The 13,623-nt window shown below is 70.3% G+C and carries 10 protein-coding genes; 4 read left to right on the top strand and 6 right to left on the bottom strand.

Annotated elements, in window-relative coordinates; translation table 11 throughout:
* Positions 1 to 333 precede the first annotated feature (333 nt).
* Positions 334 to 969, top strand: a complete 636-nt coding sequence (locus tag QSK25_RS20425; protein WP_285640339.1) for a TetR/AcrR family transcriptional regulator — start codon at positions 334 to 336, stop codon at positions 967 to 969.
* Entirely contained in the window at positions 966 to 2,630 is a 1,665-nt protein-coding gene (locus QSK25_RS20420; RefSeq protein WP_285640338.1) for an FAD-binding dehydrogenase, read from the top strand. The genes QSK25_RS20425 and QSK25_RS20420 overlap by 4 nt, the downstream gene beginning before the upstream one ends.
* Before the next feature lie 11 nt (positions 2,631 to 2,641).
* Here the strand turns inward: QSK25_RS20420 and QSK25_RS20415 are convergent, their stop codons facing one another.
* From QSK25_RS20415 to rph, 3 genes are all read right to left on the bottom strand, one after another.
* On the bottom strand, positions 2,642 to 3,349 hold the full coding sequence (locus tag QSK25_RS20415) for a GAF and ANTAR domain-containing protein (RefSeq protein WP_285640337.1): 708 nt from the start codon (positions 3,347 to 3,349) through the stop codon (positions 2,642 to 2,644).
* Between the two features lie 63 nt (positions 3,350 to 3,412).
* Positions 3,413 to 3,796: an STAS domain-containing protein gene (locus tag QSK25_RS20410; RefSeq protein ID WP_285640335.1), complete on the bottom strand. Its 384-nt coding sequence runs from the start codon at positions 3,794 to 3,796 to the stop codon at positions 3,413 to 3,415.
* A 116-nt stretch (positions 3,797 to 3,912) separates the two neighbouring features.
* Positions 3,913 to 6,504, bottom strand: coding sequence for a rifamycin-inactivating phosphotransferase (rph, locus tag QSK25_RS20405; protein ID WP_285640333.1), 2,592 nt, complete (start codon positions 6,502 to 6,504; stop codon positions 3,913 to 3,915).
* Between the two features lie 265 nt (positions 6,505 to 6,769).
* Between rph and QSK25_RS20400 the strand changes: the two genes are divergently transcribed.
* The gene (locus QSK25_RS20400; protein ID WP_285640331.1) at positions 6,770 to 9,475 is read left to right on the top strand and encodes a SpoIIE family protein phosphatase; all 2,706 of its coding nucleotides are present in this window, start codon (positions 6,770 to 6,772) and stop codon (positions 9,473 to 9,475) included.
* A 73-nt stretch (positions 9,476 to 9,548) separates the two neighbouring features.
* Complete coding sequence (locus QSK25_RS20395) at positions 9,549 to 9,860, top strand: DUF3099 domain-containing protein (RefSeq protein ID WP_285640330.1); 312 nt, start codon at positions 9,549 to 9,551, stop codon at positions 9,858 to 9,860.
* A gap of 28 nt (positions 9,861 to 9,888) precedes the next feature.
* Here QSK25_RS20395 and QSK25_RS20390 read toward each other — a convergent pair whose 3' ends face one another.
* The 3 genes from QSK25_RS20390 to QSK25_RS20380 form a co-directional block, all read right to left on the bottom strand.
* Entirely contained in the window at positions 9,889 to 10,686 is a 798-nt protein-coding gene (locus tag QSK25_RS20390) for an ion transporter (RefSeq protein WP_285640329.1), read from the bottom strand.
* Between the two features lie 156 nt (positions 10,687 to 10,842).
* Positions 10,843 to 11,625, bottom strand: a complete 783-nt coding sequence (locus QSK25_RS20385; RefSeq protein WP_285640328.1) for a lipoyl protein ligase domain-containing protein — start codon at positions 11,623 to 11,625, stop codon at positions 10,843 to 10,845.
* Positions 11,626 to 11,650: 25 nt separating this feature from the next.
* Positions 11,651 to 13,588 carry a sigma-70 family RNA polymerase sigma factor gene (locus QSK25_RS20380; RefSeq protein ID WP_285640327.1) on the bottom strand — a complete coding sequence of 646 codons (1,938 nt, stop codon included), beginning with the start codon at positions 13,586 to 13,588 and terminating at the stop codon, positions 11,651 to 11,653.
* Positions 13,589 to 13,623 lie beyond the last annotated feature (35 nt).

Genomic DNA, 13,623 nt, shown 5'->3' with positions numbered 1-13,623 from the left:
TTGGTGCTCACCCTGCTCCGCCGCCACGTCCGGCGATGAGCCGCCGCGAGACCGTGGTGGCGGCGCCGGGTCTCGAAGCTCTCCGGCCCGAGACCGTGGAGGTGGCCGCGGGTCTCGAAGCTCTCCGATTCGAGACAGTGCCGGTGGCCTCGGGTCTCGAGGCTCTCCGAGTCGAGACCGGTACCCGCAGGCGTTGAGGAACGCGACCCTGCCTCCCGTGCAGCGTGTGCGCCTTCCAGCCGGCGGTCTGACTGGGCGGCGGGGGTCTGCGGTGACCTCTTTCGATACATCCGTGTATTCGATACATTCTTGTATCCGCGATCGGAGACGAGAATGACGGGCACGGAGCTCAAGCGGCTGACCAAGCGCAGGGTGGAGACGCGGCGGCGGCTGCACCAGGCGGCGCTGGAGGAGTTCGCCGAGCGCGGGTTCGGCGTCGTGACCGTGGAGCAGGTGTGTGCCGCGGCCGGGTTCACCCGGGGTGCCTTCTACTCCAACTTCGACTCGCTGGACGAGCTGTTCCTCTCGATGTGGGAGGACCGCTCCCGGGCGCTGCTCGCCGACCTGGACGAGGTCCTCGCGGCCGTCGATCCGGGTGAGGTGCGCTCGGTGCGGCAGGTGGTCGAACTCGTGGACCGGGCCGTCGGCCTGGACGACGCCTGGTTCCGGGTGACGGCCGAGTTCTCCGCGCACGCGTTGCGCGATCCGGCGCTGCGACGCGTGATGGCGGCACGCGAGGAAGCCATCGTCGCCATGCTCGCCTCCGTCCTGCAGTCGTTCCTGCATGGCGCGGGCAGGCGGGCCGAGGATCCGAAGGTTCTCGCGCTGGCGCTGGTCGCGGTGCACGACGGGACCTCCCTGCAGTGCCTGACCGAACCGGACGACCCGCGCCCGCGACTGCGGCGGCTCGACCTGTTCGAACGGGTCGTGTTCGCCTACACCGTCGAATCGACAGGAGAATCCGCATGACCGCTCAGCACGACGCGATCGTGGTCGGTGCCGGCCTGGCCGGGCTGGTCGCGACCTACGAGCTGACCAAGGCCGGCAAACGGGTTCTCGTCCTCGACCAGGAGAACCGGAACAACCTGGGCGGACAGGCCTTCTGGTCGCTCGGCGGGCTGTTCTTCGTCGACTCGCCGGAGCAGCGCCGGATGGGGATCAAGGACAGCTACGAGCTCGCGCTGCAGGACTGGCTGGGCAGCGCCGCCTTCGACCGCGAGCGCGAGGACCACTGGCCGCGGCGGTGGGCACGCGCGTACGTCGAGTTCGCCGCGACGAAGAAGCGCCAGTACCTGCACGACCTCGGGCTGCGCGTGGTGCCGATCGTCGGGTGGGCCGAACGCGGTGACGGCAGTGCCGACGGGCACGGCAACTCCGTGCCGCGCTTCCACCTGACCTGGGGAACGGGGCCCGAGGTGGTGCGCGTCTTCGCCGAGCCCGTGCAGGCCGCCGAACGCGCCGGGCTCGTGACGTTCGCGTTCCGGCACCAGGTCGACGAGCTGCTGGTGGAGGACGGCGCGGTCGCCGGCGTCCGGGGCTCGGTGCTGGAACCGTCCGATGCGGAGCGGGGCAGGGCGTCCTCGCGCACGACGATCGGAGACTTCGAGTTCCGGGCGAAGGCGGTCGTCGTCACGACCGGCGGCATCGGCCACAACCACGAGTTGGTCCGCAGGAACTGGCCGGTGGACCGCTTCGGCCCGTGCCCGGAGACGTTGATCGCGGGCGTACCCGCGCACGTGGACGGACGCATGCTGGAGATCGGCGAGAAGGCCGGTGCGAGCCTCGTCAACAGCGACCGCATGTGGCACTACACGGAGGGCGTCCACAACTGGGACCCGATCTGGCCGAACCACGCGATCCGCATCATCCCGGGTCCGTCGTCGATGTGGTTCGACGCGAACGGAAAGCGGCTGCCCGCTCCGAACTTCCCCGGCTTCGACACCAACGGCGCGATGAAGGCGTTGCTCGCCAGCGGGTACGACTACTCGTGGATGGTGCTGACCCAGTCGATCATCGAGAAGGAGTTCGCGCTCTCCGGTTCCGAGCAGAACCCCGACATCACCGGGAAGAGCATCCCGGACGCCCTCAAGAGCCGGCTCGCGAAGGGCGCGCCGGGACCCGTCGAAGCCTTCAAACAGCACGGTTCCGACTTCGTCGTCGCGAACACGCTGCGCGAGCTCGTGGACGGGATGAACAAGATCGCCCGAGGTCCGCAGCTCGACCACGCCGACCTCGAACGGCAGATCCGCGCCCGTGACCTCGGTGTCGCTTCCGGCCACGGCAAGGACCTGCAGGTCATGGCGATCGAACACGCCCGCAGGTATCGCGCGGACCGGCTCTCCCGCGTGGCGAAGCCGCACCGCATCCTCGACCCGGCACACGGCCCGTTGATCGCGGTTCGCCTGAACGTGCTCACGCGCAAGACGCTCGGTGGGCTGGAGACGAACCTCGACTCGCAGGTGATGCGCCCGGACGGCACCGTGCTTCCGGGGCTCTACGCGGCGGGCGAGGTCGCCGGGTTCGGCGGCGGGGGAGTGCACGGCTACAACGCGTTGGAAGGCACGTTCCTCGGGGGCTGCATCTTCTCCGGGCGTGCCGCGGGACTGGCGCTCGCCAGGGAGCTCAGCTGAGCCGGGTCTGATCAGGGTGTCGACTCGCCGGGGGTGGGCAGTTTCCCGGTCGTCGTCAGGCGCTCCGCGATGTCGCGCAGCTTCAGGTTGGTGTGCTGGCTCGTGCGGGTGAGCACGGCGAACGCCTGGTCGGCGCTGAGCCCGTGGCGTTCCATCAGGATGCCCTTCGCCTGCCCGATCATGTCCCGGGTCTGCACGGCCGCGGTGAGCTGCCGGCGTTCCTGGGCGGAGGCGAGCGCGATGGCGGCGTGTCCGGCGAAGAGGCTGCCGACGTGCCGGGACTCGTCGCCGAACGCGTTCGGCTCGAGTGCGTACAGGTTGAGAGCGCCGAGGTCTTCGTTCTGCGCGTACAGCTGGAACGAGAGCATGCTGCCGATGTCGAGTGCCGCGGCCTTCGGGGCGAACGCCGGCCAGCGGTCGTCGGCCGCCACGTCGGGGACGGACACGACCGCCTCCTCGAAGAGGGCGGTCAGGCAGGGGCCCTCGCCGCTCGCGTACTGCGCCCGGTCCACCTCGCAGGGCAGATCGCCGGTCGTGGCAACGGTGTCGATGTGACGCTTGCCGGTCACGGTCATGATCCCGGCGTGCTCGGCCCCGGGGATCGTGCCGACCGCGGCGTGCACGATCGCGTCCATCGTCTCCTGCTCGCTGCGCCGTTGCTGGAGCGCGATGGCGACCTCGGTCAGGTGGGCGGCCAGGTCCTTCTCGATGTCGGCCATGACGCGGGATACCCGGAACGTGGGAGAACAGTCGTCGTGCCGACGCCCCTTGCGGGTAAACCCTCAGCCGGCCGTCCGGCCGCGTTCAGGTCCGCGCAGTGCCAGTTCGACGTCCGGGTACAGGTCCAGCACCTGGTCGAGTCCCGACATCGCGATGGGGCGCAGCACCGCCCGGTGGGCCGACGCGATCCGCAACGGAACCCCGGCCGAGCGGGCGCGGCGTTGCTGCCTCACCAGTTCGTTGAGGCCGGAGGACCCGAAGTACGTGACGCCGGACAGGTCGACGACCACGGGAAACGGCGGTGTCGCGACCGCGATGGCGACCTGGAGTTCGTCGCTCAGCGCGGGCACCGTGTCCTGGTCGATTTCGCCGACAGCGCGCACGACCACCGCAAGAACGTGGACTTCTCGCTGCACGTGCAACGGCTGGCACAAGGTTCTGTTCACAGCGAATGCTCCTCACCCTCGGACATCCGGATGGGTTGAAGGACGCAGCTGCTTCGCTGAACTGCTCACCTCGAACTTTAGCCGTTAGAACGAAAGCCGCAACCTCGTGCTGATCCTCAAGGCTCGCCCAGGACCTCGATGAACCCGTCGGTTCCGTTCACCCTGATCCGTTGGCCGTCCCGGATCGTGCGGGTGGCCTGCTCGACGCCGACCACCGCGGGTAGCCCGTACTCCCTGGCGATGACCGCGCCGTGCGTCATCATCCCGCCGACCTCCGTCACCAGGCCGGCGATCTGCACGAACAACGGCGACCAGCTCGGGTCGGTGTAGGCGGTGACGAGGACGTCGCCGGGTTCGAGGTCGGCGTCCGCGACGTTCAGCACGACCCGCGCCCGGCCTTCGACGACTCCGCCCGAGACGGCCAGGCCCGACAGCGCGCCGGACGGCAGGTCGTCACGCCGGTAGCGGCCGTTGACGGTCTCGCCGTCGGAGGTGAGCACGCGCGGAGGCGTGAGCGATTCGTACGACGCGAAGGCGATCCTGCGATCGCGGACGACCTCGTCGTAGCGGCGGCCGGTCAGTGTCAGGTCGTGGAGTTCCTGCAGTGTGAGGAAGTAGCAGTCCTCTTCGGACTCGAGCAGGCCCGCGGCGGTGAGGCGACCGGCTTCCGCCAGCAACGCCTTCTTGTAGACGAAGTAGCGGCTGATCATCCCGTACTTCGGGTACTCGCGGTAGCCGATGAACGTGCGCACGCGGTCGATCATGCGCTTGGTGTCGGCGGCCTTCTGTTCGCCGTCGGGGAGCAGAAGCAGGCGTTCGAGCACCTCCTGCTCCTTCTGCCACGCCTCCCGCACGCCCTGGTCGAAGCGGCGGGCGGCGGCGCCCTGCGTGAAGTTCCGGACGTTCGTGAGGATCATGGGCAGGAGTGCGGCGGGGCTCTCACCCCACCGCGTCCTGGTGATGTCGATCTCGCCGACGCAGCGCATGCCGTACCGGCCGAGGTAGGAGAGAACGGCGTCGCGCGCCTGGGCACCTCCCGGCAGCCGGGGCAGTTCGTCGAGGAAGTCGTCACCGGCGTGCTGCAGGTACGCGACGACCTCGGGGTGCGGGCGGAGGGCGTCCGCGACGTCGAGCAGCGCGAGCCCCATCTCGGAGGTGACGTTGTGCGGCGCGGACAGCGACAGGGAGTCCGCGGCGTTCTTCTCGCCCAGCCAGTCGAGGAGGTTCTCGTTGAGCCACCAGGTCGCCTGCATGCCGGCCGTGATGACCTGGTTGCCGCGCGGGTCGAAGAGGATCCGGCGGAGCTCCTCGAAGTCCGCCAGGACGAACCCGACCAGGTCGGGCCCTGACCTGTCCCGGATCGCCTGTTCGAGTGCGGCGAGGGACGCCTCGGCGTTGCCGATCAGTTCGGTGACGACGTCCGGATCGGTGTCGATCTCGGCCTGCGCCACACCGGGGAACGACGGTCCCGGTTCCGTGCTCGCCGGGACGAAGCCGGTGCGGCCCAGAACGGTGCGCAGCGCGTCGCCCATCAGCGGGTCCGACCTGTCGGCGACGTCCAGGAACGCCGTGCGGCTCTGCGGCGCGGCGAGGATCCGGGTGACGTCGACGAACAGGCGCCCGGCGGCCACCGCCATCGGCCTGGGTGTCGTCAGCTGCCAGACGGAGAGGCCCAGGGGCTTCATGGCGTCGGTCATCATCTGCTGGTGGCCGACCGAGACGTAGACGTGGTTGTCGCCGTCCGCGGTCTCCGGAACGGGGAAGAGCGTGGTGATCGGCCTGCTCTGGACGATCTGGAACTCACCGCCGGTCAGGCACCACTCGATGTCCTGGGGTCCGCCGAAGTGCTCCTCGATCCTCCGTCCGAGCCGGGTCAGGTGCACGACCTGCGCGTCGGTCAGCGCCGGTAGTCGCCGCCGCGCGGGCTCGACCGCTTCTTCCCGCGTGCCGCCCTCGGGCACGGCGCGCAGGGCCAAGTGCTTGGTGGCGACCGTCTTCTCGATGACCTCGTCGTCGAGAACGCGGTAGACGTCGGCGTTCACCAGGCCCGAGACGAAAGCCTCGCCCAGCCCGAAGACCGCCTCCGCACAGGAGATCCGTCGATTCGACGTCACCGGATCGGCCGTGAAGAGCACCCCGGCCGCGTCGGGGAACGCCATCCGCTGCACGACCACGGCCATCCGCACCCCGCGATGGCCGAATCCGTTGCGCAGCCGGTAGGACACAGCGCGCTCGGTGAACAACGAGGCCCAGCACCTGGTGACGTGCCGCAGCACCTCCGCTGTTCCCACGACGTTCAGGTACGTGTCCTGCTGGCCCGCGAACGAAGCGCCCGGCAGGTCCTCCGCGGTCGCGCTCGACCGGACCGCGCAGGCGGTTCGGTCGCCCAGCAGGACCAGTGCCTCCGCGATGCCGGCCGCGACGTCGGCCGGAACGGTGAGGCGCTCGATCTCCTGCCGCACCTCCGCACTGCGCACGCGAATCCCGGCGAGGTCGTCCGCGGCGAGACCTTCCAGCTCGTCGAGCAGCGTGCCGATCGGCGGCGCTTCCTGCAGAGCCCTGTCGAACGCCTCCGTCGTCACGCAGAAGCCAGGAGGCACCTGGACGTCGCCGAGCCGCGAGAGTTCCGCCAGGTGCGCTCCCTTGCCGCCGCAGAGCGAGATCCGCATGGCGTCGATCTCGCCGAAGCCGAGCACGTAGCCGCTCATCCGGTTCGAATCCCCCAAGTCACCGTCGTGCCCGCAGCCGCGAGTCTTGCGTCAGGCGCCAGATTCTGCGCGACGAACGGGGTCTTGCCGCAAGCCCGGGGGTGCGCTATACGTTGAAGTGGGGAGAGGATCGTTCTCCCCTCACTCTCTTGCCGTCGGCCGAGCGTCTCTGCGAGGTCGTTGAAACCAGCGTTGTCCGGTCCTGGCGCCTTGCGCCGCATCCCCGCGGCTCGCACGACCATTCGCGGCGTGACACCCTCAGGTGGTGAGCGCCGATGAGCAGACCGAGCCCGACCAGACGGAACTGCTCATGGATGATCTTGCGGTCGTGGTGTGGCGAGCCGACGCCCGCACCCGTGAGTTGACCTTCGTTTCCCGTGAGGCCGAACGCCTCCTCGGCCATCCCGTCCGGAGCTGGCTGGACGATCACGCGTTCTGGGCCTCGATCGTGCACCCCGACGACCGTGAGGAAGCCGAGCGGGCGCGGTGGCACTCCGCGGAGGGCGTCGACGACCGCGAACTGACCTATCGCGCGCACACGGCACAGGGCGGGTTCCTGTGGCTGAACGAGAAGATTCGCGTGCTGCGCGACGAAGCCGGTGCGCCGCGGTGGTTGCACGGTGTGCTGATCGACGTGACGAAAGCCCGCGCCGACGCAGACCGGGAACGCTTCCTCAGCGTGCTGGAGCGGGAGTCGCAGGCCCTCGACGACGCCGAGGACCTGATGGCGCTGGCGACCCGGTTGCTCGGTGAGCACCTCGGCGTCGACCGCTGCGCCTACGCGAGGGCCGAGGCGGACGAGAACCACTTCGTCATGAGCGGTGACCACGCCACCGGGCTGCCTCCGCTGCCGGGGCGGTTCGCGATGCGGGAGTTCGGCTCCGGTGCGTTGCGCGCGATGCGGGCGGGGGAACCGTGGGTGGTGGCGGACTGCGCGACCGACCCGCGGCTGGACGAGGACGACCTCGCCGCTTACGCCGTCACCGGCATCCGCGCGGTGATCTGCCTGCCGTTGTTGCGAGGCGGCAGGTTCGTCGCGGCCATGGCGGTGCACCAGGCTCGGCCGCGGACGTGGACCCAGGACGAGGTCGACCTGGTCTCGGTGGTCGTGAACCGGTGCTGGGAGTCGATGCAGCGGGTCCACGCCGACCGCGCCCTGCGCGACAACGAGGAACGCATCCGGCGGCTGGTCGACCGGTCCACCGACTCCATCTGGATGCTCGACCACGACCTGCGGTTCGTGGAGGTGAACCCCGCCGCGTGCGCCGTGCTGGGCTACCGGCGCGCCGAACTGGTCGGCCGGAACGTCCTCGACGTCGTGGTGCCCGACGAAGATCAGCAGCAACTCGCCGACCAGACGACGGTCGTGTGGAACATGCTCTGCGCCGACGGCACCACGGTGGCGTTGGAACTGAGCGTCCAGAGCACCCCGACCGGCCTGCAGGCGATCGGTCGTGACGTCACCGAGCGCCAGCGCGCCGAGGCCCAGCGGGAGCTGTTGCTGCGTCGTGAACACGAGATCGCCGCTGCCCTGCAACGAAGTCTGCTGCCCAGGGACCTGCCCGTGCTGGACCGGCTCGCCACGTCGGCCCGCTACCTGCCTGCCTCGACGCACGCGCAGATCGGTGGCGACTGGTACGAGGTGCTCCCGATCACCGGCACGCTCGTCGGCATGTCGGTCGGTGACGTCGTCGGCAAGGGACCGGCGGCGGCCGCCGTGATGGGACAACTGCGCAGCGCCCTGGCCGGGTACCTGATCGACGGGCACTCACCGGCCGCCGCCCTCGAACGCCTGGACACCTTCGCCTCCAGGGTCAACGGGGCGTCCGGCAGCACCTGTGCGTGCGCCACCTTCGACCTGGCGACGGGCCGGTTGGACTGGGCCAGCGCCGGCCACCCGCCACCGGTCGTCGCCGACCAGCGGGAGGCACGTCTGCTCGAGGGCAGCGCCGGCACCGTGCTCGGCGCACCCGGACGGTCACGGTTCACCGACAACGTCGCCGTGCTCCGGCCGGGCACGTCGATCGTGCTCTACACCGACGGACTCGTCGAGCGGCGCGGCGCGGTGCTCGACGAAGGGCTGGACAGGCTCGTCGAAATCGTGGGCGGCGCTCTTCGAGAAGGGCCGGTGGAGCTGACCGACACGATCATCGGCACGATGCTCGAAGACGGCCAGGACGACGACGTCGCGCTCGTCGTCGCCCGGTTCCTCCCGGCTCCCCTCACCTTCACGACCCCGGCCGAATCGAGCCGGCTCGCGGGCCTGCGCCGTGCGGTGGCGGAGTGGACGTCCGCCGCGGGACTGTCCGAGGACCTCACCTACGACCTGCAGCTCGCGTACGGAGAAGCCGTCGCGAACGCCGTGGACCACGCCTACCCCGACGCGCCGGGCACGTTCGACACGCACCTCGCCCTGACCGGCCAGGCGGTGCGGGTCGCGGTCGCCGACCACGGCACGTGGCGCGCGCAACCGGACGACCCGGGCTATCGGGGGCGCGGCCTCAAGCTGATCGACGCCATCGCCGAGGAGGTCGAGCTCGACAGGGGCGACACGGGCACCACGATCCGGTTCAGCTTCCCGCTCGAGCCCGCCACGGCACCGCGGGCAGTCCGGGCCGCGGAGCGCGCCACCGAGACGTCCGACGAGATCACGGTGACCGAGGAAGACCTCACCGAGGCCAGGGTGCTGCGCCTCGCCGGTGCACTGGACGCGCACACGTCCGTCGTGGCGAGGGACTCCGTGCTGGACCGCGTGTCCGCCGTGGATCCGCGTCCGCTGCACCTCGACCTCACCGGCCTCGGCTATCTCAGCAGCTCGGGCGTCGCACTGCTGCTCGAGGCCGAGGCGTCGGCGCGCAACGCCGGGCGCACGATCAGGGTGATCACCAGGTCCGGCAGCGCACCGGACCGGATCCTCGCGTTGTCCGGGCTCGGGGACGTTCTCGGCGTGCGAAGTCCGCAGGTCTCCTGACGGGGTGTGAGCACGGATACCCGAACCTCACAGGTCTCCGGCACGAATCACGTGGAGGAACGGAGGCCTGCTTGTGAACACCCCACGCCACGACGGCCCGGTGCTGATCACCTCCGCCGCGCCGTCGTACCAGAGCCAGCTCGCCGCGCGCCGCCGCAGGTACGCCATCATGATGAGCCTGCGCATCCCGTGCATCGTGCTCGCCGTGATCTTCGCGAAGGTCTGGTGGCTGGCGCTCGCCCTGATCCTGCTGTCGGTACCGTTGCCGTGGATGGCGGTGCTGATCGCCAACGACCGGCCACCGCGCAAGGCGGAGGACGTCCACCGCCTGCGACCGTCACGCCGCGCGCTCCCTCGGTCCGGCACCGAGAACCCGCGACGGTGACCGTTCGCGCCGACGTTGTCCCGGCGGCTCAGGCGGAAGCCTTGGCGCGCAACGCCTCCACATCCGCGCGGAGGCGGCGCACCTCGGTGAGGATCTCCATCGTCGCGGCCATCTCCTCGCGGTCGTGCTCGGCGTGCTCTTCGCTCATCTGGTTCTGCATCGCGCTCACCGCCACGGCGATGAACAGGTTCAGCACGGTGAACGACGTGACGATCAGGTAGGCGACGAAGAAGATCCAGGCCAGCGGCTTCTCGGCCATCACCTGCCGCGCCACCTCCGACCACGCCTCCCCGGTCATCACCTGGAACAGCGTGAACAACGAGTCGCCGAGGTCGCCGAAGTAGTCGGGTGCCACGCCGCTGAACAACTTCGTCGCGATCACCGCCGACACGTACAGCACCAGTGCGAGCAACGCGGTGATGGAAGCCATACCCGGCAACGCGGTCAGCAGCGCGGACACCACCCGCCGCATGCTGGGCACGACCGACACCAGCCGCAGCACCCGCATGACCCGCAACGCGCGCAACACCGAGAACGCACCGGAAGCCGTGGGCAGCAACGTCACCGCCACCACCGCCGTGTCGAACCAGTTCCACGGGTCCCGGAAGAAGTCCTTGCCGTACGCGCTGAAGCGAAGGCCCAGTTCGACCACGAACACGGCCAGCGCGAGCCGGTCGAGCGCGTGCAGCACGTCCCCGAACGAGGCGAGCAGCGCGGGCGACGTCTCCGCGCCGAGCGTGATGGCGTTGACCAGGATCACCGAGGTGATCACCTTGTTGAACCACGGGGCGTCCACCAGGAGGCGCACCCGCTCACGGGACAGCACAAGATCAATCTAGCGAGCGGTCCCACCGCGACGGCGGTTCGCCCGTTCGGCCGCTGGAGGGCGTGCCGGCCCCCAGCGCCGAAAGACGTGAGGTGCCTGCTTGGTCTGGTCGGGTTCGCGTGGTCCACACGTCCTCGCACTCGCGAAGGACACGCGTCAGCGCGTCACGGGGTGTGCGCGGGTCCAGTCGTCGACGTGGAAGGGTGCCTCGCCGCGCGCGGTCGACGCGTGCGCGAGGGCCCAGCCCGGCACCTCGGCGGGCGTCATGCCGAGACGTGTGCGGTAGTCGGCCACGAACGCTTCCGCGACGGTCTCGGCGGTCAGGGAGGGTTCGTAGTCGGCCAGGCCCGCGATCGAACTCTCGCGCAGCTCGTAGCCGAGCGCCTTCGAGACGTCCGTGATCACCGCGTGCACCTCGTCCGACACGGCCACTTGCACGACGGTGCTGAACAACGAGCCGGTCGACGTGACGCGCTGGGCCGAGCCGACGACCTTCACCTCGCCCGCGACGTTGACGCTGAACTCGCCGGGGCAGTACTCGCCCGGCACCTCGCCCACGCGGGCGTCGATGGGGCCGAGCCCGCGCAGCACCCGGACGTGGGCCTCGGCGTTCGCGGCGAACGTCGATGCGCCCGCGTGGCGGATGTCCGTGGTGCTGTCGAGGTGGTCGATCACGACCGCGCCGCCGTCGTAGGCGACCATGCGGCCGCCGGGGGACCTGACCACCGGCTCGAAGCCCGCCGCGCGGGCGATCGCGGTGGCCTCGGCGATTCCGGGTGAGCGCAGGTCGCGGCCGCTGAACGCGACCGTGCGGCCCGACGGGACGTAGACGTGCACCAGCTGCGACCACGGTGCGTTGGGCGTGCGCAGCAGCAGTGCCGGGATCACCAGTTCGGTGATGGCGTTCCCGGCGCTCCCGGAGGCCAGCAGGTTGTTCACGCCCGTGATTCTCGGGCACGGGCGCTCAGCCCGCGGCGCGGTATGCCTCACCCGCCTGGTTCGGGGTGCCGCCCGCCTTGTAGAGGCCGGTGCCGGGCTTGTTCTCGTCGGGCAGCGCGAACCAGGCGTAACGCTCTACGTAGGGCAGGCCCTCCATCATCGCGCTGGAGTTCTTGGCGAACGCCGCGAGCTGCTCCTGCGTCGGGAACCGCGCCGCACCACCGGAGAAGTCGATGAGCGAGTACTCGGTCAGCCAGATCGGCTTGCCGTACCGCGCGTGCACCGCCGACAGGTAGTTCTTCAGGTGGCCGACGGCGGCGTCGCTGAAGTCCGCGCCGTACCAGTGCACCGCGATGAAGTCGACGCGCAGACCCCGTTGTGCCGCACCGGTCATGAACCGGTCGAGCCAGCCGCCCGCCTTGTCCCCGCTGTGCGCGACGGCGGGGCTGCCGAGCCGCAGACCGGTCGCCTGCAGCTTCGGCCACAGGTCGAGTGCCTGTTCCGGCGTCATGTTCGCCTGGTCGGGGAAGTCGGGCTCGTTGAACCCGAGCAGCACCTTGCCGCTCGCCTTGGCCTTGGCGAGCGTCGCGTCGTCGGTGAACTTGGTGCCCCAGATCATCGGCACGAACTCGACGTTCGGGGGTGTGGCGATGCCGTCGGGGGTGGCGGCCCAGTTGTAGTACCAGCCCGCGCGGACGTCCGTGAGCGCCTTGCCGACGCCGTCGAACTTCCAGGTGCTGACGCCCTTTTTGATCGACTTCGTCACGGGGACCGCGGGCGGTGCGGGCTGCACGGTGGTGGTGGGTGGGGTGGAGGACGGGGCCGAGGACGGCGCGGACGACGACGGGGGGACGGTGGTCGTCGTGGTGGGTGGGGTGCTGGTGGCGACGGGGATGGCGCGGGCGACCGGCTCTTCGCCGGAGGGGATCACGGCCACCGCGACGCCCAGCGCCAGGACGGCGGCCGCTGCGGCGGCGATCGGCTTGACCAGAGCGCCCTTCAGCAGGAGGGAGAACTTGCCTCCCGTGGCGGAGGAGGTGGAGACCGGAGACGCGGCGCCCGCGTGGCTCAGGCCCGTCAAGGTGGAGGGGTCGGCCCCGCCGCCGACGTGGCCCGTACCGCCGAGGGTGGTCGGGTCGGCGGCGTGGCTCACGCCGGTCAGCGTGGTCGGGTCGGCTCCGGCGAACAGCGACGGTTCGAGCGTGAACGGCAGCGGCACCAGCGGCAGCCGCGCCAGCAACCCCTCGACCGACGCGAGGTCGTGCCCGCACCGCCCGCAGCGGACGCACTCCCGGCTGTGCCGCGCGATCCGTTTGCGCCACAACGCGCTCGGCTCGCCGTTCCACTCCGCCACCATGTCGGCGAGGTCGGGGCAACGGGGCGTGCGTTCCAGTGCGCGCACGACGATTCGTGCTGCGTCGAGCTGGGCTTTGACGCGTTGTACGCGCACGGCCGTGTGCTGCGGAGTCAGGTCCAACGCGGTGGCGACCTCGGTGCGGGTCAGCCGTCCGGCCGCCTCCAGCCACCACAAGGACAACAGCTCGCGTTCGTCCTCACTGAGCCACCGGGTCGCGGACACGACCTCGCGACGCTGGCCGGAGAGTTGCAACCGCATGATCGTCAGGTCGACGAAGTCCGCGCCGGGGTCGGCGACGTCGTGGGGGACCTCGCCGGCGATCGGGGCGCGTTGGCGTTCGCGGTGGCGCAGGCGGATCTGGTTCATCGCGATCACGACCAGCCACGAGCGGAAGCCCGCCGGGTCGCGCAACGACGGCAGGCCGTGCACGGCGCGCAGCATGGTCTCCTGGACCACGTCGTCGGTGTCGGCGTGGCCGCCGAGGGCGTGGCCCACGATGTTGTAGACGAGGGGCAGGTACCCGCTCACCAGGTCGTCCAGGGCGCGCTGGTCGCCTTCGCGCGCGGCGATCACCGTCGCCACCGCGGGTTCCTCCGGTGCTGCCATGCCCACCTCACTTGCCGGTCCTCTGGTCCGACCAG

This window comes from Lentzea sp. NBRC 102530, from assembly GCF_030269365.1.
GTDB lineage: Bacteria > Actinomycetota > Actinomycetes > Mycobacteriales > Pseudonocardiaceae > Lentzea.
This window is presented reverse-complemented; position numbering and strand designations above follow the sequence as displayed.

What these genes read in the sequence shown, in the direction of transcription:
- QSK25_RS20425 (WP_285640339.1), top strand. Translation starts at nt 334, where the DNA reads ATGACGGGCACGGAGCTCAAGCGGCTGACCAAGCGCAGGGTGGAGACG.
- QSK25_RS20420 (WP_285640338.1), top strand. Translation starts at nt 966, where the DNA reads ATGACCGCTCAGCACGACGCGATCGTGGTCGGTGCCGGCCTGGCCGGG.
- QSK25_RS20415 (WP_285640337.1), bottom strand. Translation starts at nt 3,349, where the DNA reads ATGGCCGACATCGAGAAGGACCTGGCCGCCCACCTGACCGAGGTCGCC.
- rph (WP_285640333.1), bottom strand. Translation starts at nt 6,504, where the DNA reads ATGAGCGGCTACGTGCTCGGCTTCGGCGAGATCGACGCCATGCGGATC.
- QSK25_RS20380 (WP_285640327.1), bottom strand. Translation starts at nt 13,588, where the DNA reads ATGGCAGCACCGGAGGAACCCGCGGTGGCGACGGTGATCGCCGCGCGC.